This is a genomic window from Amycolatopsis sp. (assembly GCF_036008905.1).
In the GTDB taxonomy this organism is placed as follows: domain Bacteria; phylum Actinomycetota; class Actinomycetes; order Mycobacteriales; family Pseudonocardiaceae; genus Amycolatopsis.
The window spans coordinates 93,030-113,840 of record NZ_DASYMU010000040.1; the positions used below are offsets into that span (position 1 = coordinate 93,030).

Annotated in this window: 22 protein-coding genes and 2 tRNA genes; 10 read left to right on the plus strand and 14 right to left on the minus strand. The window is 67.6% G+C overall.

Going from position 1 to position 20,811, the window contains the following annotated elements; translation table 11 throughout:
- Positions 1 to 29: 29 nt before the first annotated feature.
- Positions 30 to 102 (minus strand) — tRNA-Lys (locus tag VGP60_RS07820).
- 197 nt (positions 103 to 299) lie between these two features.
- Between VGP60_RS07820 and VGP60_RS07825 the strand changes: the two genes are divergently transcribed.
- Positions 300 to 1,517, plus strand: coding sequence for a L,D-transpeptidase (locus VGP60_RS07825; RefSeq protein WP_327547209.1), 1,218 nt, complete (start codon positions 300 to 302; stop codon positions 1,515 to 1,517).
- 201 nt (positions 1,518 to 1,718) lie between these two features.
- On the opposite strand, the gene VGP60_RS07830 is transcribed toward VGP60_RS07825, so the two are convergent.
- Positions 1,719 to 1,794 (minus strand) — tRNA-His (locus VGP60_RS07830).
- Between the two features lie 73 nt (positions 1,795 to 1,867).
- Complete coding sequence (gene orn / locus VGP60_RS07835; RefSeq protein WP_327547210.1) at positions 1,868 to 2,476, minus strand: oligoribonuclease; 609 nt, start codon at positions 2,474 to 2,476, stop codon at positions 1,868 to 1,870.
- A gap of 157 nt (positions 2,477 to 2,633) precedes the next feature.
- Between orn and VGP60_RS07840 the strand changes: the two genes are divergently transcribed.
- Positions 2,634 to 3,011 (plus strand): DUF3224 domain-containing protein, encoded by a 378-nt coding sequence (locus VGP60_RS07840; RefSeq protein ID WP_327547211.1) that lies wholly within the window; start codon positions 2,634 to 2,636, stop codon positions 3,009 to 3,011.
- A 41-nt stretch (positions 3,012 to 3,052) separates the two neighbouring features.
- Here the strand turns inward: VGP60_RS07840 and VGP60_RS07845 are convergent, their stop codons facing one another.
- From VGP60_RS07845 to VGP60_RS07855, 3 genes are all read right to left on the minus strand, one after another.
- Positions 3,053 to 4,033, minus strand: a complete 981-nt coding sequence (locus VGP60_RS07845; protein WP_327547212.1) for a S1C family serine protease — start codon at positions 4,031 to 4,033, stop codon at positions 3,053 to 3,055.
- A gap of 77 nt (positions 4,034 to 4,110) precedes the next feature.
- On the minus strand, positions 4,111 to 5,433 hold the full coding sequence (locus tag VGP60_RS07850; RefSeq protein ID WP_327547213.1) for a M20 family metallopeptidase: 1,323 nt from the start codon (positions 5,431 to 5,433) through the stop codon (positions 4,111 to 4,113).
- A complete protein-coding gene (locus VGP60_RS07855) occupies positions 5,430 to 6,224 on the minus strand; it encodes a class I SAM-dependent methyltransferase (RefSeq protein ID WP_327547214.1) in 795 nt (264 codons plus the stop codon). Before VGP60_RS07855 ends, VGP60_RS07850 begins: the two co-directional genes overlap by 4 nt.
- Before the next feature lie 116 nt (positions 6,225 to 6,340).
- On the opposite strand from VGP60_RS07855, the gene VGP60_RS07860 reads away from it, so the two are divergent.
- The 3 genes from VGP60_RS07860 to VGP60_RS07870 all read left to right on the plus strand — a co-directional run bounded on the left by VGP60_RS07860 (position 6,341) and on the right by VGP60_RS07870 (position 9,327).
- Positions 6,341 to 7,279: a DNA-3-methyladenine glycosylase 2 family protein gene (locus VGP60_RS07860; protein ID WP_327547215.1), complete on the plus strand. Its 939-nt coding sequence runs from the start codon at positions 6,341 to 6,343 to the stop codon at positions 7,277 to 7,279.
- A 64-nt stretch (positions 7,280 to 7,343) separates the two neighbouring features.
- On the plus strand, positions 7,344 to 8,039 hold the full coding sequence (locus VGP60_RS07865) for a M50 family metallopeptidase (protein WP_327547232.1): 696 nt from the start codon (positions 7,344 to 7,346) through the stop codon (positions 8,037 to 8,039).
- Positions 8,040 to 8,094: 55 nt separating this feature from the next.
- Positions 8,095 to 9,327 carry an aldehyde dehydrogenase family protein gene (locus VGP60_RS07870; protein WP_327547216.1) on the plus strand — a complete coding sequence of 411 codons (1,233 nt, stop codon included), beginning with the start codon at positions 8,095 to 8,097 and terminating at the stop codon, positions 9,325 to 9,327.
- Positions 9,328 to 9,406: 79 nt separating this feature from the next.
- Here the strand turns inward: VGP60_RS07870 and VGP60_RS07875 are convergent, their stop codons facing one another.
- Complete coding sequence (locus VGP60_RS07875) at positions 9,407 to 10,015, minus strand: hypothetical protein (protein ID WP_327547217.1); 609 nt, start codon at positions 10,013 to 10,015, stop codon at positions 9,407 to 9,409.
- A gap of 313 nt (positions 10,016 to 10,328) precedes the next feature.
- On the opposite strand from VGP60_RS07875, the gene VGP60_RS07880 reads away from it, so the two are divergent.
- Positions 10,329 to 11,090, plus strand: coding sequence for a M15 family metallopeptidase (locus VGP60_RS07880; RefSeq protein ID WP_327547218.1), 762 nt, complete (start codon positions 10,329 to 10,331; stop codon positions 11,088 to 11,090).
- A gap of 38 nt (positions 11,091 to 11,128) precedes the next feature.
- Here VGP60_RS07880 and VGP60_RS07885 read toward each other — a convergent pair whose 3' ends face one another.
- The 4 genes from VGP60_RS07885 to ccrA form a co-directional block, all read right to left on the minus strand.
- The gene (locus tag VGP60_RS07885; RefSeq protein ID WP_327547219.1) at positions 11,129 to 12,205 is read right to left on the minus strand and encodes an adenylate/guanylate cyclase domain-containing protein; all 1,077 of its coding nucleotides are present in this window, start codon (positions 12,203 to 12,205) and stop codon (positions 11,129 to 11,131) included.
- Between the two features lie 4 nt (positions 12,206 to 12,209).
- Positions 12,210 to 12,659 (minus strand): universal stress protein, encoded by a 450-nt coding sequence (locus VGP60_RS07890; RefSeq protein WP_327547220.1) that lies wholly within the window; start codon positions 12,657 to 12,659, stop codon positions 12,210 to 12,212.
- A 77-nt stretch (positions 12,660 to 12,736) separates the two neighbouring features.
- Positions 12,737 to 13,939, minus strand: a complete 1,203-nt coding sequence (locus tag VGP60_RS07895) for a chromosome segregation protein (protein WP_414640307.1) — start codon at positions 13,937 to 13,939, stop codon at positions 12,737 to 12,739.
- 128 nt (positions 13,940 to 14,067) lie between these two features.
- Positions 14,068 to 15,414, minus strand: coding sequence for a crotonyl-CoA carboxylase/reductase (ccrA, locus tag VGP60_RS07900; RefSeq protein ID WP_327547222.1), 1,347 nt, complete (start codon positions 15,412 to 15,414; stop codon positions 14,068 to 14,070).
- Positions 15,415 to 15,635: 221 nt separating this feature from the next.
- On the opposite strand from ccrA, the gene VGP60_RS07905 reads away from it, so the two are divergent.
- Entirely contained in the window at positions 15,636 to 16,004 is a 369-nt protein-coding gene (locus tag VGP60_RS07905) for an SPW repeat protein (protein ID WP_327547223.1), read from the plus strand.
- A complete protein-coding gene (locus VGP60_RS07910) occupies positions 15,973 to 16,587 on the plus strand; it encodes a helix-turn-helix domain-containing protein (RefSeq protein WP_327547224.1) in 615 nt (204 codons plus the stop codon). Before VGP60_RS07905 ends, VGP60_RS07910 begins: the two co-directional genes overlap by 32 nt.
- Before the next feature lie 3 nt (positions 16,588 to 16,590).
- Here the strand turns inward: VGP60_RS07910 and VGP60_RS07915 are convergent, their stop codons facing one another.
- Both VGP60_RS07915 and mce read right to left on the minus strand, forming a co-directional pair.
- The gene (locus VGP60_RS07915; RefSeq protein ID WP_327547225.1) at positions 16,591 to 17,358 is read right to left on the minus strand and encodes a maleylpyruvate isomerase family mycothiol-dependent enzyme; all 768 of its coding nucleotides are present in this window, start codon (positions 17,356 to 17,358) and stop codon (positions 16,591 to 16,593) included.
- Positions 17,359 to 17,508: 150 nt separating this feature from the next.
- Entirely contained in the window at positions 17,509 to 17,949 is a 441-nt protein-coding gene (gene mce, locus VGP60_RS07920) for a methylmalonyl-CoA epimerase (RefSeq protein ID WP_327547226.1), read from the minus strand.
- Between the two features lie 129 nt (positions 17,950 to 18,078).
- On the opposite strand from mce, the gene VGP60_RS07925 reads away from it, so the two are divergent.
- Both VGP60_RS07925 and meaB read left to right on the plus strand, forming a co-directional pair.
- Positions 18,079 to 19,266, plus strand: a complete 1,188-nt coding sequence (locus VGP60_RS07925) for an acetyl-CoA C-acetyltransferase (RefSeq protein ID WP_327547227.1) — start codon at positions 18,079 to 18,081, stop codon at positions 19,264 to 19,266.
- Positions 19,267 to 20,232: a methylmalonyl Co-A mutase-associated GTPase MeaB gene (gene meaB / locus VGP60_RS07930; protein ID WP_327547228.1), complete on the plus strand. Its 966-nt coding sequence runs from the start codon at positions 19,267 to 19,269 to the stop codon at positions 20,230 to 20,232.
- An 80-nt stretch (positions 20,233 to 20,312) separates the two neighbouring features.
- On the opposite strand, the gene VGP60_RS07935 is transcribed toward meaB, so the two are convergent.
- A partial coding sequence (locus VGP60_RS07935; RefSeq protein WP_414640304.1) for a sodium:solute symporter family transporter occupies positions 20,313 to 20,811 on the minus strand: 499 nt, incomplete at its 5' end.

Sequence of the window (20,811 nt, forward strand, 5' to 3'; positions counted from 1 at the left end):
TTATCGTTGGTGGGCTTTGATTCTTACGGTGCGCCATCAGGGACTCGAACCCCGAACCCGCTGGTTAAGAGCCAGCTGCTCTGCCAATTGAGCTAATGGCGCGTGCTTGTCACTTAAGGTTTCCCTCGGCGACGTGGAAAAGATTAACACGGGGCTTCCGGGGCTCGCGCGAGGGGGTCCCAAGTAACGGCGAGGACACTCTGGGCCGTACTTGCACACGCAGATGGGCCGGTCGGGCACACTGTGTTCAGGTTTGTCAGGACACATGGGGTTATCTCGACACGAAACGGGCGGTGTTCATGAGGGTGCGGGGTGGCGTTAGGCGGGTGCGGGTTCCGATCCTGCTACTCGTGGCCGGGCTCATGGTCGCCGGCTGCAGCGGATCGGATGACAAGCCCGGTCCGGCCGCAGGGCCGGGCAACCCGGCGCCGACGTCCGCTGCGCCGCCGGCCAAGCCCGCGGTGCTCGCGCTGGTGCCTGCTTCCGGTGCCGCCGACGTCTCGCCCGGTGAGCCGGTGTCCATCACGGTCACCGACGGCAAGGTCGGCGAGGTCAAGCTGACCAACTCCGACGGCAAGCCGGTCGCGGGCAAGGCCAAGGAAGACGGCACGGGCTGGGAGTCGGCCGAACCGCTCGGTTACAACAAGAGTTACACCGTCAACGCGACGGCCACCGGCACCGATGGCAAGCCCGTGACGGCCACCTCGACGTTCACCACGGTCAAGCCGCCGGCGCGGCAGGTCTCGGTGTCGGTCAACCTGGTCGACGGCGAGACGGTCGGCGTGGGCATGCCGCTGATCTTCACCTTCTCCGGCAAGGTCCCGGACAAGGCCGCGGCGGAGAAGGCGATCAAGATCGTCACCGAGCCGCAGACCGAGGGTGCTTTCCACTGGTTCGGCGACAAGTCGGTGACCTGGCGGCCCAAGGAGTACTGGAAGTCCGGGACCAAGATCAGCGTCAACGCGGCGATCTACGGCAAGAACCTCGGCGGCGGCACGTTCGGGCGTGAGGACAAGGCCGTCACGGGTGCTATCGGCGACAAGGTCGAGGCGCTCGCCGACGGCGGCAGCCACCAGATGTCGATCAAGGTCAACGACCAGGAGGTCAAGACCGTCCCGATCTCCATGGGCAAGCCGGGGCACAACACGCCCGCCGGCACGTACACGCTGATGAACGAGCACCCCGACGGCTACACGATGGACTCCAGCACCTACGGCGTCGCCGCGGACAGTGCCGCCGGCTACCGCACCTTCGTGCGCTACGCCGTGCGCATGTCCAACAGCGGGATCTTCTACCATTCGGCGCCGTGGTCGGTCGGCTCGCAGGGCAAGCGCAACGTGAGCCACGGCTGCATCAACCTCTCGACCGAGAACGCCAAGTGGCTGATGGACACCTCCAAGAAGGGCGACATCGTCACCGTGCAGAACAGTGGCGGCCCGAAACTGGAGTCGACCGACGGCTGGAGCGTCTGGCAGATGTCGTGGGAAGAGTGGAAGTCCACCGGAGCCAGCAACTAACCCCAGACCTCCCCTCGTGAGTGGCTACAAGTGCTAGAACACTCGTAGCCACTCACGAGCCAACGTCACCACGCCGCCGACAGTGAACGTCACCACGCCGCCAACAGCGACGTACCGCACCCCGGGGGTCTGGGGGGGGCCCCAGAAAACAACAATGACCCCACCCCGGAAGCCGATTAACGGCGACCAGGGTGGGGCCAGTGGGGTGAGCGACGGGGCTTGAACCCGCGACCTCCGGGACCACAACCAGGTGCTCTACCAGCTGAGCTACGCCCACCATGCGAGGAAACCGTTTCCGATTGCCTCGGCTTGCATACTCTAGCGTGCCTCCTGAGGCGTTCGCACTGGGGTTACCCGCTGTGGCGTTCCAGCACTTCAGCCGCCGCTGCCTTGGCTTGTTCGGTGGTCGGGCCGGGCTGCGGGACGAACGCTATCCGCCGGTAGTAGTCGAGTTCGCCGATGGATTCCTTGATGTCGGCGAGCGCGCGGTGGGCGAGGCCCTTCTCCGGCTTCGCGTAGTAGATCCGCGGGTACCAGCGGCGCACGAGTTCCTTGATGGACGAGACGTCGACCATCCGGTAGTGCAGGTGGCTGTCGAGGTCGGGCATGTCGCGCGTGATGAAACCGCGGTCGGTGCCGATCGAGTTGCCGGCGAGCGGAGCCTGGTTGGGGTCGGGCACGTGGGCCTTCACGTACTCGAGCACTCTGCGCTCGGCTTCCTCGAGGGTCACGGTGGATCTGCGCACTTCCTCGGTGAGCCCGGAGTGCGCATGCATCTTCTGGACCACTTCGGGCATGTTCGCCAGCGCTTCTTCGTCGGCGTGGATGACGATGTCCACGCCTTCCCCGAGCACGTTCAGCTCGGAGTCGGTCACCAGCGCGGCTATTTCGATCAGGGCGTCCTTGCCGAGGTCGAGCCCCGTCATCTCGCAGTCGATCCAGACTAGGTGGTCGGTCACCGGGAAACCCTAACCCCATCCGGTGATTTCACCGCGCTCCACCTGCGTATTCGCCCGTGTCGCGTTCTGACGTGGTGATCGACTTAATACCTGATAGTAGATGGCAGGTATGCCCGGCAGACTGATTGCATCAGCCCGTTCGATCTCAGGAGCTCCCATGGTCAGCATCGCCACCGCCGCGTTCACCCTCGACAAGTGGGAGCCGCAGTCGACCGACGAGACGGCCGGTGTCGAGTTCTCCCGGGTACTCATCGCGAAGACGTTCATCGGGGAGATCGAGGGCACGAGCACGGTTGAGATGCTCGCCGCGGGCAACGAGATTTCCCGCGCCTACGTCGCTTTCGAGCGGTTCGACGTCGCCGTGCAGGGCCGTAAAGGCACGTTCGTCCTGCACCACTCCGCGTCCGACGCCGGTGCGAGCTGGACGATCCTGACCGGCTCGGGCACCGGCGAACTCACCGGCATCAGCGGTGTGGCCGAGATCGTCAACGACGATGGCGGCCACACCTTCACGCTCACTTATGAAGGGCTGTGACGCGGAGGGTCTCCGTGTGAGGGGGCGGGAGACGGGTGGGCCTAACCGGTGATCTGGTTGATGATCGTCTTCGCGTCGTTGATGGGGATCGCGAAACCGATGCCGACGCTGCCTGCCGAGCCGCTCGCGGACGCCGACGGGTTGTAGAGCGCCGAGTTGATCCCGATGACCTCACCGGCGGCGTTGACCAGCGGGCCACCGGAGTTGCCCTGGTTGATCGACGCGTCGGTCTGGATGGCGGTGTAACTGGGGCTGTCGCTCTGCTGGTTCGTGGTGCGGTTGTACGGCGACTGCTGCTGTTGCCCGCCGCCGATATCCGACAGGTTCCGGTTCAGCGCGCTCACGATGCCCGAGGTCACGGTGTTCTGCAGGCCACCGGGGGAGCCGATGGCGACGACTTCGGAGCCGACGGCGAGCTTGCTGGAGTCGCCGAGTGTCGCCGGCGTCAGACCGCTGGCGTTCTTCGCCTGCAGTACCGCGATGTCGGCCTTCGTGTCCGCGCCGACCACGCTCGCCTGGTACTTCGTGCCGTCCGAGAGCACGATGGTGACGTCACCCTGTGCGCCGCCGACGACGTGCGCGTTGGTCAGGATCCGGCCGTCGGCGGTCAGGATGACCCCGGAGCCGATGGCCTCGCCCTGGCTGGTGGTCACGTTGACCTGGACGACACTGGGCAGGACCTTCGCCGCGATGTTCGAGACGTCGGTGATCCCGGTGTTCGAGACCTGCTGGCCCGTCGCGGCCGCGGACAGGCTCGTGCCGCCGGACGCGCTGGTGCTCCCGTCCAGTCCCACGATCGCGGCTCCGCTGATGCCGCCGACCAGTGCCGCCGCGAGCGCTGTCGCGCTGACCATCACGGCGACCCTGCCACTTTTCTTCCGCTTCGGGGGCGGCGCTTGCTGGAAGAGTGGGTTGACGGGCGGCTGCTGCTGCGGGTAGCCGTAGTAAGGCGCGTAGCTGGGGTGTGGCGGCTGGTGCCCACCAGTAGAGGCGGGGCCGGGCCGACTCTCGTTCTCGGTCATGGGACAAGTTTCGCGCCGCTACTTGTGAGCCACCTGTGGGTTTCCCTTGGTGTTTCCTGATAAGAATCAGCTGAGACTCAGTCGAAGAAAGCCGGGACGTCGAGGGCACCTCCGGACGCCTCGAACTCCGCGTGCGTGGCTTCCCGCAATTCCTTGTCCCCCAAGTAGTCGACGGCCGTCAGTGCCAGTCCCAGCGCCCCGTCCACGACCGCGCGGTCGCCGTCGCCCGACCCGGCCGCGGCGGCGAACTCCTTGGTGTGCAAGGCGACCGTCGGCCCGGACACGGCGATCATCGGGTGGATCGCGGGCATGCGATAAGAGAGGTTTCCCAAGTCGGTCGACCCGGTCAGGAAGTCCGGCACGATCCCCGGCGGCAACGGCTTGCGTCCGGTGGGCTCCTGGTTGACCGCCCAGCGGCCCGCGAGCGCGGTGTTGAAGCGGATCGGAAGGTACGGCGGCAAGGTGTCCCAGAGGAGTTCGACGGCGCAGCCTGTCATCTCGGCGGCGCCGTGCGCGATCCGGGAAAGCCGGTCCGCGAGGTCGCGCAGCGTCTCGGGATCGGTGGAGCGCAGGTAGAACAGCAGTGCCGCGCGTTCGGGGATCACGTTCGGCCGGGCGCCGCCGTCGGAGAAGATGCCGTGCACGCGGTCGCTCGACGGCAGCTGCTGCCGCAGCATCGAAACCCCCTGGTACGCCGCGACTGCGGCGTCGAGGGCGTTGCGGCCCATGAACGGCTGCGCCGACGCGTGCGCGGTGACGCCGTGGAAGACCATCTCCAGCTGACGCCGCCCGAGGAACGGGTGCATCGCGATGTCGTGGCTGAACGGGTGCAGCATCACCACCGCGTCGACGTCGTCGAAGATCCCGGCGCGGGCGAGGGTTTCCTTGCCACCGCCGCCTTCTTCGGCCGGGGTGCCGATCAGCGATACCCGCCCGCCGAGCTCCTCGGCGACAGCCGCGGCGCCGAGGAAACCGCCGGCGGCCGTGGAACAGATGATGTTGTGCCCGCAGCCGTGGCCGATGCCGGGCAGCGCGTCGTACTCGGCGAGCACGGCGATATGCGGCCCGCCGGTGTGCGGGGTGCTCGCGATCAACGCGGTGTCGAGGCCGCCGATGCCGATCTGTGAGGTGTGTCCGTTTTCTTCAAGGAACGACGCGAGCGCGCGGACCGACCGGTGCTCGGCGAAGCCTTCCTCGGGATGGGCGTGCAGGTCCTGGCTGAGCGAGACCAGGCCGCCGGCCCGTTCGCGCACCGCCGAGCCGGCCTTCTGCCGGGTCGTTCCGGACGCGCCCGCGTACGCCGACCCGATGGGCTCGGCGGCCGCGACGGCTTCGGAGGTCGCGCTGGTGAGGACGTTGAGGTAGCTGTGGTCGGGCGGGACCGGCGTGGTGTGGATCACCCCGCGATGGTAACCCGGCGCGACCCCGCCACGATCTGCGTTATCCCGGCGTAGCGCACGCTGATTTCGGTGAAGCCGCGAGTTCGCAGCTTCTCGCCGATCTCGCCGCGCTCGAACATCCGCTGTCCGCTGGCGATGCCGCCGAGGGTGTCGACGAGCCGCATCGGCTGCCAGGCGCGTCGCGCGCTGGTCAGGAGCACGACACGGCCGCCCGGCTTGAGCACGGAGGTGAACGAATCGAGGGCGGCGTCCGGATCGGCGAACATGTGCAACGCCGCGAAGCAGCAGATCGCGTCCATTGTGGACGGACGAAACGGCAGCGCGACCGCGTCGGCTCGCAGGTACGTGACCGGTCCGTTCGTGTCGCCGGAGCCCAGCGCCCGCGCCAGCATGGTGCGCGAGCCGTCCAGCCCGACGGAAAGCCCGTCCGGTCCCACGGCGGCGCCGAACGCGCGGGTGAACCGGCCGGTGCCGCAGGCGACGTCGAGGACCGAAGAGCCGGGCTCCAGGCCCAGCAGATTCGTCGCGATGGCGACCTCGCCTGCCATGCTCGGTCCGCTCAGTCCCTTGGCGACACGGCCCAGCGCCGGGCGCCAATAGTGCTCGTAGATGGTTGGCACCAGCGACGTTCGCATCAACCGCTGGGCCAGCCCGGTGGGCGGTCCCGCCTGCTCCGACGCGCCCAGCAGATCGAGGTAGTGCTGATCGAAAAGCGCGGGCCCGGCTTCTTCGGGCTTTTCCTTCAGCAATCCCAGCAGGCGTTCTTGGGCGGTTGGGCGGCTTGTCGGCACTGACAGCTCCCTCGGCACGCGGGTTCAGATACCGGCAGTATGCCACCGGCGCCCCGAGAATGTCGGTGCCCCCGCCTAGCGTCGAAGTCATCACATCCGCTGAGGGGAGAACTTCCATGATCAACATCCTGTCGAGACAGCCGGCCCTGGTCGCCGAGATCCAGGCGCTGGGGCCGTTCGAGCTGGGTGAGTCGATCCGCTTCCTCAAGGGCTTCACGCCCGCCGCCCGCGAGGACGCCGAGGAGGAGGCCGGCGTCCTTCGCATGGCGTTTCCGGTGGAGGGCGGCTGGGAGTACGCGGGCGCCGTCGTGCGCGGCAAGGGGACGCGCTCGGTCGAGGTGGAGGTCCACGCGACGGCCCAGGTCGCGCCCGCCGCACTCGTGCAGGTACGCCGCATTCTTTCGCTCGACGTCGACGGGTCGGGGTTTTCTCGGCTGGGTGAAGCCGATCCGGTGGTGAGGCGGTTGCGGTCGCGCTACCCCGGATTGCGGCCGGTCCTGTTCCATTCGCCGTATGAGGCGGCCTGCTGGGCGATCATCGGGAACCGTATCCGGATCGCGCAGGCGGCCAGGGTCAAACAGCAGATCGCCGAGCGGGCGGGCGAAGTCGTCGAGGTGGACCACCGGCGGCTCATCGCGTTTCCCGCGCCGGAGGATCTGCTCGCCACGGAACCGCATCGCGATTTGCTCCCGGCGAAGGTGGCGCAGCTGAACTCCATCGCCGAGGCCGCCAGGGACGGCAGGCTCGACGCGAACCTTTTGCGCTCCATGACGGCCGAACAAGCGTTGGCGCAGCTGCAGAAACTGCCGGGGATCGGACCTTTTTCCGCGCAGCTGATCCTGATCAGGGGAGCGGGACATCCCGATTTCTTCCCGCGTGACGAACCGCGGCTACACGCGGAGATGCGGCTTGCCTATGACGTCGAAGGGGCCGGCGTCGCGGAACTGGAGGAGATCTCCGAAGGGTGGCGGCCGTACCGGAGCTGGGTGGCCTTGCTGTTGCGGAGTGACCGCGAGCGGAGGATCGGCGAAATCCGAAAGGCAGGCGCCCGATGATGCCCTCCTAACCGGCACCCGACCGGCACTGTGGTGAGCTTCCCGGGTGAATTCGCCGTCCGGCCTGACCGACCTCTTCAACACCCAACCCGACCCCGCGGGCCTGCTTCCCCTGGTGACGGGCGGTGTGGCGCTGATCCTTGTGCTGTCCGGATCGCCGTGGCGGCTCGCCCGCAACGTGATCACGATCGTCCATGAAGCCGGGCACGCGCTGGTAGCCGTGCTCGTCGGCCGCCGTCTGCAGGGTATTCAGCTGCACTCGGACACCTCGGGCGTGACGGTTTCGCGCGGCCGGCCCGCGGGGCCGGGCATGGTGCTCACAGCGCTCGCCGGGTACACGGCGCCGTCGCTGCTCGGGCTCGCCTTCGCGGCGCTGCTCGCGGCGAACCTGGTCTCGGCGTTGCTCATCCTGGCCGCATTGCTCCTCGTGGCGGTGCTGATCATGGTGCGCAACGCCTACGGGGTGTTCGCCGTGCTGGTGACGGCCGGGGTGCTGGCCGTGGTCGCCCTGCTCGCGCCGGTCGGGGTGCAGGCCTCGTTCGTCTATGCGATGACGTGGTTCCTGCTCTTCGGCGGGGTGCGCCCGGTGCTCGAGCTGCAGCTGAAACGCCGCCGTGGGTCGGCGCGTGATTCCGACGCGGATCAGCTCGCGCGGCTCACCGGGGTGCCCGCCGTGCTCTGGGTGCTGATCCTCGGCGTGGTCGCGGTCAGCTGCCTGATCATGGGCGGACTCTGGCTGATGGAGCCCACGGTCAAGTAAGCCCCGCGTGGTGCGGCACACTGGTGGGCACGTGTTTCGGGCGTAGGGAGTCAAAATGGACGTCGTGGCGAAGGCTGTCGAAGAGTGCGCCCGTGCGGCGAAGCGTGCCGCGCCGTCGCTGGCCACGGCGTCCGAGCAGGCTATCGACGCAGCGCTCGGTGCGATGGCCGAGCGGCTCGTCTCCCAGCGTGAAGTCGTGCTCGAAGCCAACCGCGCCGATGTCGCCAAGGCTCGTGAGGAGGGGATGAGTGCCGGCCTGCTGGACAGGCTCACCATCACCGAGGAGCGGCTGGCCGGCATGGCCGAGCAGCTGCGCATCCTCGCCGGGGCGCCGCACCAGGAGCGGTCCCTTGATGTGTCCACATTGGACGGTGGCCTGAAGCTCGTCGAGCGGCGGCGTCCGGTCGGGGTGATCGGCGCGAACTACGAGGCCAGGCCGAACGTCACCGTGGACATCGCGTCCCAGCTGGTGAAGTCGCGCAACGGCGGCGTGCTGCGCACCGGCTCCGCCGCGCTGGGTTCCGCGCAGCGCCTGCTCGAGGCTGTCGTCTCGCCCGCGCTGACCGAGGCCGGGATCGACGCCGACGTCATCCAGCTCGTGCCGCGGGTCGAGCGCGAAGCGGCGGCGGCGCTGGTGTCGCTGCCCGATCTCGTGCCGCTGGTGATCCTGCGCGGCAGTGGCGACAGCACGCGCGCCCTCGCCCGTGAAGCCGCGCTGCACGGGGTCGGCACCCTCGCGCACGCCGACGGCGGCGGTGTCCTCTACGTAGACGCCGGGGCCAACGCCGAAAAGGTGCGCACGCTCGTCTCGGACAGCCTCGACCGCCTCGGCGTCTGCAACCGCCTGAACCTGCTGCTCATCCACGCCGACGTGCACGACGCCGTCTGGCCGCTGGTCACTTCCGCGCTCGACGAGCGCGGCGTGAAGCCGTCGCTCGCCCCGCACGACCACGCGATCGGCTACGAGTGGGCGCTCGACTCGGACCGTGAAGCCACCGTCACCGTCGCGAAGGTCGAAAACCTCGCCGAAGCCGTCGCGATCGCCAACGACCAGACCTCCGGCCTCGCCGCCGGTATCGCCACCGAAGACGCCTCCGCCGCCGAAGCCTTCTTCGACGGCTACACCGGCACTGGCGTCTTCTGGAACGCCCCCACCCGCCTCCTCGACGGCTTCAAGCTCCTCGCCGTCCCCGAGACCGGCATCAACCTCGACCGCACCCCCGGCCCCCGAGGCCCCGTCACCTACACCGACCTCTACCTACGCCAGTACGCCGTCCTCCCCGCCTGAGTGCAGCCTGCGTACACCCAAGTGCACTCCATGCACGCCCGAGTGCATTCTGTGCGCGGAAACACCTGACCGGAATTGATCAACTCCGGTTCAGCACGTTCGTTACCTCGACCTTGAGGGTGGCTTTGCTCGACGAGGTCTGGATACTTTCTTCCTTGTCGTATCTGATTTGTTCGCCGACGCCGGTGAAAGAGTTGATCTGCGGGCCGTCCTTGCCGCCGGTCACCTGGTAGGTCACGGTGTACTCCTGGGAAGTCAACGGAGTGCTTCCGGCGTAAACGGGATCGATGGCGTAGGTCAGCAGGCACCCGGCAGAGCCGAAGCACTTCTTGCTAAGCACGTTCAGTGTCAGTGTGAAGTCCTCGGTTTTCACCTGTCTTGCCGCCGCGACGTCCAGCGCCGGAAGAGTCGGCTGCGTTGTGGACGTCGACGGCGTGTACGTGGATTTCGGCGTGGGGCAGCCGACCGAGTACGGGTACTTCTCGCAATCCGGGCCGATAGCGGATCCGGTAGTGGGACTGGAACATCCGCCGAGAAGTGCACCGCAAGCGGCGAGCAGGGCTGCAGCGGCGACAGTGAAACGGTTCACAATGGGACTCCCGGTGCTGACGTCGATCTTGGCGCGATGGTGCTGGAGAGTCGCCAAGGGGCTGGGTGTCGTTACCAGGATTGGGTTGTGTGCCGCCATCGGGTGAACGGGTGAGCGTGGACCGCGTTCGGGTGTCCACAGTCTGCGTTCGGGTGTGCACAGAACGCGTTTGAGTGTGCGTGGATTGCACTTGGGCGGGGCTGAGCCGTTTGTCTGCCCGTTTGTCCGCCCTTTCGGTCACTGAAAGTACCCCGTTTGGTACGAAAGCATTATTTCGTTGCGCTAAACGCGCGGCTTCGAAATAGTGACATGAAGGGGGTGAGTGCGGAATGTTCGAGGGGAACCGTGCTCTGAAAAGGAAAGCGCGCGGCGGAATCGTCCCGGGTGGACGCGCTGTTTCGGGAGGCTGACCATGGGGAAGTCACAGAATGGCTGGATCGCGGGGGATACCGGAGCGCTCGACCGGGGGTTCAGCGTCGCCGGCGTCACCTTTCCCGGTGGCGTACGGCGCGGTGAGGTGTCGGACGTGCTCAGGTATGTCGCCGAGCAGATCCACGCGCGGGTGGAGCCGCTCGTACCCGGGTGGTGCTGGGGATACAACCATCGCCCGGTGACTGGCGGCGGGTCGTTGTCGAACCACGCCAGTGGCACGGCGATCGACATCAACGCGCCGAGGCATCCGTACGGCAAACGGGACACGTTCACGCCCGCGCAGCGTGGTGTCATCCGCGAGATTCTCGCCGAAGTCGGCGGGGCGGTGCGTTGGGGTGGCGACTACACCGGCAACCGCGACGACATGCATTTCGAGATCAACGTTTCCGCGGCGAAGGTGGCCGAAGTCGCCGTCCGCCTGCCCGCGGTGCCACTGGCGCCCGAACCCGAGGAGGAAGAACCGATGATCGTGCCCGCGTCCAAGGACGACTACATTTCCGTGCCCTGCAATGGGAAGACGCTGTTGTTCGTTTCCGCCGGATTCGGCCGCACGGTCCAGATCCTGAACATCGCGGCGGTGAAGGACAACAACGGCCAGAACACCCCGGAGTACACCAGCGTGCAGAAAGGGTTGAAGGACATCAACCCGGATCAGCCGGGACCCATCTCGATCGGCGGGGGATGTCGCGTCGTGCAGTTGCGCTATTCGGCTGATCACGACTTCACCGTGTGGTGCGCGTAGGGCTGTCGGTCCAGATCGAACCCGTCGTCGTCGCGCTTCTAGCGGCGGCGACGGGGTTCGGGTTCCAGGCCCATCATCTCGGCGGCGAGCTGCTGGGACGTCGCGAAGAGGCCGGTGGGCTGGTCTCGCGCGCGGCGCAGGGCGGACGGGCGCAGGCGGTTGTAGCCGCGGACGGCGACAGGGCGGCGTGCGCGGAGTTCGTACGCGGGGTTGTCGGCCAACTCGGCGGCGAGCGCCTTGTCCACCAGGATGGTGCCCGGCCGGGCGACCGAGGTCAGGCGGCTGGCGAGGTTGACCACCGAGCCGTAGACGTCGCCGAAGCGGCTGAGGATCCGGCCGGACGCCATCCCGGCACGGACGTCGGGCAGCGTGTCGTCGGCACTGGTCCGCTCGGTCAGCGTCAGTGCGATTTCGGCGGCGTCGGTCGCCGAGTCGGCCACGAACAGGACTTCGTCGCCGATCATCTTGACGACCCGGCCGTGGTGGTCGGCGATCACCTCGGTGGCGAGCGTTTCGAACCCGTCGAGGATCGCGCTGAGTTCGGCTTCGTCGATGCGCCTGGTCAGCCGGGTGTAACCGACCATGTCGACGAAGCCGACCACCTCGGTGCGCGCTTCGAGGTCTTCCTCGGGAGCCGCCAGCGCGCGACCGGCGTAGGCGGCGAGGTGGCGTCGCCAGACGAAGTTCTGGACGCGTTCGAGCTCGGGGAGCAGCCTGTCGACGAGCCGGGCGATCTGCCGTTCGTTCTTCCCGAGTTCCTGGTTCTCGGTGATGAGCGTGAACAGCATGTGGACCTGCCATTCGGCGAGCCTCGACAGATGCTGGCCCAGCGTGCGCGTCACCGAGACCTCGATGTCCGCCTCGATCAGTCCCGCCTGCACGAGCTGGTCGGAGATGCGGATCGCTTCGAGGTCGGCGTCGGTGAACACGACTTCGTCGTCCTCGACGGTGGCGAACCCGAGGGCGCGCCACAGCCTGCGGGCGCGCTCCTCGGGGACGCCGGTCTTCGCGACGACGTCGAGCCGGGTGTACTTCCGCTTACCGCCGAGCAGGATGCGTTCGAGCCGCTGCTGCAGGTCATCGGACGACGACGCTTCGTCCCCGGCGTCGGACACGGCGCTAGGTGGTGTGCACGATCAGGACGTCGACCCCGGACTTGCGGGCGACCTCCGACGGCACCGAGCCCAGGATGCGCCCGGCCAGGGTGTTGAGGCCGCGGTTCCCGACGACCAGCAGGTCGGCGGAGTGGTCCGAGACCACCTTGCGCAGCGATTCGACGGGATCGCCGACCACCGGGACGGTCTCGATCTTCGTCGCGCCGCGCTTGATGGCCCTGTCCCGCGCGTCCTGCAGGGTGTCTTCGGCCGGGGCCGAGCCGACCACCTGGTAAGCCTCGTCGCGCAGCACGTCCTGTGCCTTGTCGACGTCGTTCTTGCTCGCCGGGTAGTAGGCGCAGGCGATCACCAGCGTGGCGCCGGAATCGGCCGCCACCCCGGCCGCCCGGTCCACGGCGGCGAACGACGAATCCGATCCATCGGTACCAACGACGACGGTCTGATAGGCGGCCATCCACATCCTCCAGCGCAGGCGAGTATCACGGTCAACCAGGGCAACGAGGGCGGCAGACCCTCAGCTGGTTGATGAGGCTACTCGCCAGTCGGTTTCTTCGCCCCCGCTGGTGCACTGGTCGGTTTGGGTGATGGTTTCGGCTTCGGGATCGACGAGGTCCGCAGCTGCACGGTGGCCTCGACGTCGCCGCCGGTCTTCTTGGGAGCTGGGTTCTGCGCGGGCTTCGGAGCCTGGTTCTGCTGCTGGTTCGAAGCCGGCTTCGGGGCCGGTGCGGCCTTGGGCGCGGCCTTCGTCGCCGCGGCGTCCGCCTGGTCGGCGGCGTCGCCGAGGACCGTGCTGGCCTCGCTGAGCACCGCCCTGGCGGAGCGGACCTGCTCGGCGAGCCGGCCACGCATCGTGCGCAGCTCCTCGACGCGCTCGGTCGCCTGCTTGATCCGGCGGTTCGACTCCTCGGTCGCGTCCCGGACCCGGCGCTTGGCCTCGTCCGACGCCTCGGCGAGCCGCGCGTTGGCCTCGGTCACCGACGCCTGCTTGCGCTTGTTCGCGTCCTCGACCGAGTCACGCTGGCGCTTCGCGATGTCGGCCTTCGCGGCCGTCTCCTCTTCGAGGACCTTCGCGCGGATGGCGGCGGCGTCCTCGGTGGCCTCGCGCACCCGGCGGCCGGCTTCGGCCTTGCTCGCGGCTTCCTGCTCGGCGAGGACACGCATCGCCTCGCTGCGGCGGGTCGCCATCGCGATCTCGAAGTCCTCTTCGATTTGCGTGCGGCGTGCCTCGGACTCGCCGTCGAGCTTGTCGCGCTCGGCCTTGGCCTTGTCCGTAATGGCCTTCGCGTCCGCGTGCGCCTTTTCGAGCACGCCGCGGTGCTCGGCTTCCATCGCCTTGCGACGGTCGTCGAGCTCGGTCAGGAGCTGCTCGTAGCGCGCCCGCATCGCGCTCGCGTCGGTCTCCGCCTTGGCCCGAATGTGCCCGGCTTCGGCTTCCGCGCGCGCCAGCGTGTCGGCGGACTCGTCCTGCGCGAGCCGCAACATTCGTTGCAGCCGCTCGGAAAGTCCCTCGATGCTCGTCGGGGGCTGCGCCAGCCGCTCGACCTGCCCACGCAGATCGCGGATGTCGTTGCGCGCGCCCTCGAGCTGCCGTGCCAGGTCGCCCGCCTGAGAAATCGCGGCATCCCGGTCCGACGTAAGCATCTTGAGGTCGGCGTCCAGCCGTTCCAGGTGTTCGTCGACCTGTCCCCGGCTGTAGCCGCGCTTCGCCACATCGAAGCCGGCTCCCAGCGGCACAAGCTCCCGTTCTTCGCCAAGACTCATGGCACTACCGTAGCCGCAACGTCGTCAGGACACCGTGTCGCCCACACCGTCACCCATCACCACCCTCAACTGAGCTACGCACTGTTATTTTCTTGTGAGTTTTATGCCCCTCTGAATGCATTGATGGCGTCGAGGTGCTTCGCGCGCAATTCCGCGTCGCGCACGCCGAGGCCTTCTTCCGGTGCCAGCACAAGGACTCCGACCTTTCCCTGGTGCGAGTTGCGGTGCACGTCGAGCGCCGCCTGGCCGGTTTCCTCCAACGAGTACGTCTTGGACAGTGTGGGATGGATCAAGCCCTTGGCGATCAACCTGTTCGCCTCCCACGATTCCCGGTAGTTCGCGAAGTGCGAGCCGATGATCCGCTTGAGGTTCATCCAGAGGTACCGGTTGTCGAACTCGTGCATGTAACCGGATGTTGACGCGCAAGTCACGATAGTGCCGCCCTTGCGCGCGGCATAAACGCTCGCGCCGAAAGTTTCGCGGCCGGGATGTTCGAACACGATGTCAGGATCTTCACCACCGGTGAGTTCGCGGATCTTCGCGCCGAGCCGCTGCCATTCCTTCGGGTCCTGGGTGTTTTCGTCCTGCCAGAACCGGTAGCCCTCGGCGCTGCGGTCGATGACGAGGTCCGCGCCGAGCTTCCGGCAGATCGCCGCCTTCTCCGGGCTGGAGACCACGCACACCGGGATCGCGCCGCCGTTGAGCGCGTATTGCGTCGCGTAGGAGCCGAGGCCACCGGACGCGCCCCAGATCAGCACGACGTCGCCCTGTTTCATGTCGGCGCCGTTGCGGGAGACGAGCTGGCGGTACGCGGTGGAGTTCACCAGGCCGGGTGCCGCGGCTTCCTCCCAGGTGAGGTGCGCGGGCTTCGGCATCAGCTGATTGGCCTTGACGAGCGCGATGTCGGCGAGCCCGCCGAAGTTCGTCTCGAAGCCCCAGATGCGCTGCTCGGTGTCGAGCATCGTGTCGTTGTGCCCGTCCGGGCCTTCGAGCTCGACGTTCAGGCAGTGCGCCACGACCTCCTGGCCGGGCTTCCACTTGTGCACGCCGGGCCCGGTGCGCAGCACGACGCCGGACAGGTCCGAGCCGACCACGTGATAGGGCAGGTCGTGGCGCTTGGTCAACGGCGAAAGCTTGCCGTAGCGCTGCAGGAACTTGAAGGTCGGGATCGGCTCGAAGATCGAGGTCCAGACAGTGTTGTAGTTGATCGCGCTCGCCATGACCGCGATCAGCGCCTCGCCGGGGCCGAGCTCGGGTGTCGGCACTTCGTCGAGGTGGAGCGACTTGCGCGGGTCCTTGTCGCGGCTGTCGAGCCCCTCGAACATGTCGACCTCGTCGGCGCGGACCGTCACCCCGCGATAGCTCTCCGGTACCGGGAGCGAGCCCACGGCGTCGAGGTCGCCGGACAGGATGGCTTGCTTGATCTCAGCGATCGCGTCTTGCGTCATCGGGACCTTCCTCGGATCGGGGCGAAACCGTGGGCTGAAATTACTGGCGAGTAACCAGAGGTGCAACTCTACGAGAGGAAGCGCACGTTCACATCCCCGAATGTGACCAACCAATCTTGACCGGGCGGCCAATCAAGGCGGATCATCGATGGTGGGACCGGTTGATCGCTGTGTCCCCGAAAGACAACTGAAGAAGGACCGATAACGGAGGTGGAAGAGCAATGGCTGATTCTTCGACACGTTCCTGGACGCGTCCGCACGACTGGGCAGAGGTGCTGCTCGGCGTGGTGGCGGTGCTGTCGCCGTTGTGGATGGACACCGACAACCTCGCCATGTGGACCTTGATCATCGGCGGGGCACTGGTCGCGCTGGATGGTTTGGTGTCGCTCGCGGCGCCGGGGTTCGCCATCGGTGAGGGGATCCAGATCGTCCTCGGCGCGTTGCTGTTCCTGTCGCCCTGGGTCCTGGGCTTCACCGAATTCAACGGCGCCGCGTGGACGGCGTGGATCATCGGCGGGCTGACGCTGATCGTCGGCGCGGTGGCGCTGCCGGTCGCGAATGAAGCGCACAAGATGGCAGGCTCACACTAAGCAACGACAGGAGCAGGGCTTGACCAAGGACGACTCGGCGAAGGAACGCATTCTGCTCGCCGCGGAAGAACTCTTCGCCGAGTCGGGCTTTGACGCCACCCCGACGTCGCGCATCGCGGAGCGCGCCGGGGTGCCGAAGGGTCTCGTGCACTATTACTTCCGCCGCAAGCCGGATCTCTTGTCCGCGCTGGTCGTCCGGCTGCCGGAGGCGCAGATCGAGCCGTCGGAGGTGGTCGTCCCCGGCGACATCGCGGGCAGCCTGCGCAAGCTGGTCGCCGAGCTGGACAGGCGCCTCGACGCGTCGAGGATGCTCTCGCACCTGCTGTGGCGGGAGGCCGACACCCATCGCGACGTCCGCGACGCCCTGCATCAACGGTTCGACTCGCTTGTCCGGCAGGTCCGCTCGGTGATCGTCGCGGCGACCGGCGGACGGCTCGAGCGGGCGGACGTCGACAGTGCGTCGGGGCTGCTCGCGCGTGCCGTCAGCTACCGGCACTCGGTCGCCCGGCACTCCGACGACGACCCGCCGGGTGAGCTGGAGCGTGAGCTCGACTTCATCGCCGCCGCGCTGACTCGGCCTTGACACTCAGCCGAAGCCGATGTAGCCGAGCCAGAACTCCAGCAGGTCCTTGTCCCCGCTGATCTCGATCCCGTCGCTGTGCACGGACTTCCGCAGGTAGATCGCGAGAAGCAGATCCGTCAGCGAAGCCCGGACGGTGACCGCGGCCTTCTCGTGCGCGCGGCTCGAAACGATGACGTCCCCGGTGAGGTCGACGAACCACGCCGCGTCGGCGTCCGTCGCCTCGAACGACAGTGACCGGCCGGGGCCGAGCAGATCCCGCTTCTTTGGGTTGTACTCGAAGTGCTGTGGCAGCGCGTCGAGCTCCATCCACTCGTCGACGGCGTCAAGCGCGACCTCCTCGGCGACCGCGAACTCCGTGCCGGCGGCCAGCGTGGCGTCGGCACGGTGGATCAGCGTCTCGTTGGCGAAGCGCCGGGCCCAGAACGACGTCGTGCCGTGCAGTTCGAGCGGTGTCCAGACCTTCCTGTCCGGACCGGCCGCGAGCAGCGTATCCGCGAACCGGTGGGCGCCCTCCAGCAGCCAGTCGACGGGAACCTCGCCCGAGTCGTCTCCGTCGAGCTTGCGGAGCTGGTCGTCCGGCAGGAAGCCCGTCGCGCGCGTCCGGACGGTTTCCCCGGCCCAGCGATGGCCGCCGCCGATATGCCGCAGCAGCATCCCGAGCGTCCAGTCCGGACACGACGGCACACGCCCGCGCAGGTCGGCGCCCTTGACGCCGGTCGTGAGCAGCTCGGTCTGGGTGACGATCCCGGTGCAGCGACTGGTGAAGTCCATGACGTCCCTTCCTCGTGCTCGGCGGCCCGATCGGGCTCCCGTACGAGGTGGTCGGAGCCGGGGCCACGATCTCTACATCCGGCGCCGGTCAGGTGGGTGGGTGGGTCGTGAGTGGCAACAAGTGTTCTAACACTCGTAAACACTCACGAGTCAGGCGGCAGGCTCGACGAGCTCGATCAGCACGCCACCGGTGTCCTTCGGGTGCACGAAGTTCACCCGGCTGTTCGACGTCCCGCGCTTGGCCTGCTCGTACAGCAGCCGCAGCCCCTTGGCCCGTAGTGTCTCGGCGGCGGCGTCCACGTCGGACACGCGGTAGGCCAGCTGCTGCAGGCCGGGGCCGCTCTTGCCGATGAACTTGCCGATGGCCGAGTCCTCCCGCAGCGGGGCGAGCAGCTGGATCGCGGTGCCGGTGCCGCCGTCGCCTTGCGCGTGCAACATGGCTTCGCGCACGCCCTGCTCTTCGTTGACCTCGGTGTGCGTCACCTGGAGGCCGAAGTGCTCGACGTAGAACTCGATGGCCACGTCGAGATCGGGCACGGCGATGCCGACGTGGTCGATGGCCGTCACGAACGGCTTCAGGGAGTCATCCATACGCCGAACAATAGGTCCAGAAGCGGGCCGGACGGGGTGCGACGGCTCACACTGGCTCAATCAAGATGCAAGGTCTACGGGTATCGTCAGAAGTTAACGATTGCTCACATTCGATGCTGGGAGGACGCCTTGTCCGGTTCTGTGATCCTGGGCGCTGCCCGTACGCCGATCGGGCGCCTGCTCGGGTCCCTCAAGGACTTCACCGGTGCGCAGCTGGGCGGGGTCGCCATCAAGGCGGCGCTGGAGCGAGCCGGCGTGAAACCGGAGGACGTGCAGTACACGATCATGGGCCAGGTGCTCACGGCCGGCGCCGGCCAGATCCCGGCCCGCCAGGCCGCCGTCGCCGCCGGAATCCCGATGAGCGTTCCCGCGCTGACCATCAACAAGGTCTGCCTGTCCGGGCTCGACGCCATCGCGCTGGCCGACCAGCTGATCCGCGCCGGTGAGTTCGACATCGTGGTCGCCGGTGGCCAGGAGTCGATGACCCAGGCGCCGCACTTGCTGCCGAAGTCGCGCTCCGGGTTCAAATACGGCGACACCACGCTCGTCGACCACATGGCCTACGACGGCCTGTTCTGCGCGTTCGACCAGGTAGCCATGGGCGCGTCGACCGAAAAGCACAACGTCCGCTACGGCGTCACGCGTGAGCAGCAGGACGAGTTCTCCGCGCGTTCGCACCAGCGCGCCGCCGCGGCGATCGCGGCCGGCAAGTTCGCCGACGAGATCGCGCCGGTCAGCATCCCGCAGCGCAAGGGCGACCTCGTCATCTTCGACACCGACGAAGGCGTCCGCGCCGACACGACCGCCGCGGGGCTGAGCAAGCTTCGTCCGGCGTTCGCCTCGGACGGCACGATCACCGCCGGTTCGTCGTCGCAGATCTCCGACGGCGCGGCCGCGGTCGTCGTCATGAGCAAGGCCAAGGCCGAAGAGCTCGGGCTCAGCTGGATCGCCGAGATCGGCGCGCACGGTGTCGTCGCCGGGTCGGACGCGAGCCTGCACGAGCAGCCGTCGAACGCGATCCTGGCCGCGCTGGCCAAGGAAAAGCTTGAGGTCGGCGACCTCGACCTGGTCGAGATCAACGAGGCCTTCGCCGCTGTCGGTGTCGTTGCCTCGGAGAAGCTCGGGCTCGACCCGGAGAAGGTCAACGTCAACGGCGGCGCCATCGCGCTCGGTCACCCGATCGGCGCTTCCGGTGCCCGGCTGGCCATCCACCTTATTTATGAACTCACCCGCCGCGGCGGCGGTGTCGGTGCCGCCGCGCTGTGTGGCGGCGGTGGCCAGGGCGACGCGCTCGTGATCAAGGTGCCGAAGAAGTAGGTGCCGGTCCATATCGATATCGATGAGCTGGTCGATCGCGCGCGGGATGGGCAGCAGCGCGCGATCGCCCGGCTCATTTCTCTCGTCGAGGACGCGCACCCGCAGCTGCGCGAAGTCGCGAAGGCGCTGACGCCGTATACGGGCAACGCGCAGATCGTCGGGCTCACCGGGCCTCCGGGTGTGGGAAAGTCGACCTCGACGTCCGTGCTGCTTTCCGCGCTGCGCAAGGAAGGCAAACGTGTCGGCGTGCTGGCCATCGACCCGTCGTCGCCGTTCTCCGGCGGTGCGCTGCTCGGTGACCGCATCCGGATGACCGAGCACGCCACCGACAGTGGCGTCTTCATCCGCTCGATGGCGACGCGCGGGCATCTCGGCGGGCTGGCCTGGGCGACGCCGCAGGCCGTGCGGGTGCTCGACGCCGCGGGCTTCGACGTCGTGCTCATCGAGACCGTGGGCGTCGGGCAGTCCGAAGTGGACGTCGTGAAACTGGCCGACACCACCGTGGTCCTGCTCGCGCCGGGCATGGGCGACGGCATCCAGGCGGCGAAGGCCGGGGTGCTGGAGATCGCCGATGTGTTCGTCGTCAACAAGGCCGATCGCCATGGTGCCGACACGACCGTGCACGACCTCAAGCAGATGATTTCGTTCGGGCGCAAGGAGATCCGCGGGAAGAGCTGGCGCCAGCCGATCGTGCGGACCGTCGCGTCACGAGGCGAAGGCGTCGTCGACGTCGTGCGGGCGCTGGACGAGCACCGCGCTTGGCTCGACGAGAACGGCGAGCTGGCCCGGCGCCGCGTCAAGCGCGCGGTGAGCGAGGTCGAGGCGATCGCGCTGCACCGCTTGCGGTCCGAGCTGGGACATCTGCGCGGCGGCGAGGAGCTGACGGCGTTGGCCCAACGGGTCGTCGACCGCGACTTGGACCCCTACTCCGCCGCCGACACCCTCGTCACCGACCTCACCCGTTGACCCAAACGCCACCATGGCCACCTTGGTCGCGTTCAACGCGACCAAGGTGGCCATGGTGTTTTTTCGAGGGGGGAGAGTGGCTAGTGCGGCGTGGCTTTTTCCGAGCCGACGCCGGTGAGGGAACGGACTTCCATCTCCGCGTACTTGTCCTGGTTGTGCTCCTTCGAGAGCACGGTGCCCAGCCAGCCGAGGAAGAACGACAGCGGGATCGACACCAGGCCCGGGTTCTGCAGCGGGAACCAGTGGAAGTCGACGCTCTTGAACATCGACTTCGCCGTCCCCGAAACCGCGGGGGAGAACACGATCAGGATGACGGTGGCCGTCAGGCCGCCGTAGATGCTCCATAGCGCGCCTTGGGTGTTGAACCGTTTCCAGAACAGCGAGTACAGGATCGTCGGGAGGTTCGCCGAGGCCGCGACCGCGAAGGCAAGGGCCACTAGGAAGGCGATGTTCTGTCCGTTGGCGAGGATGCCGCCGGCGATGGCGACGGCGCCGATGACCAGTGCGGTGATGCGGGCGACCTTGACCTCGGCGTTCGGGTCGTCGACCTTGCCCTTTTTGACCACGTTCGCGTAGACG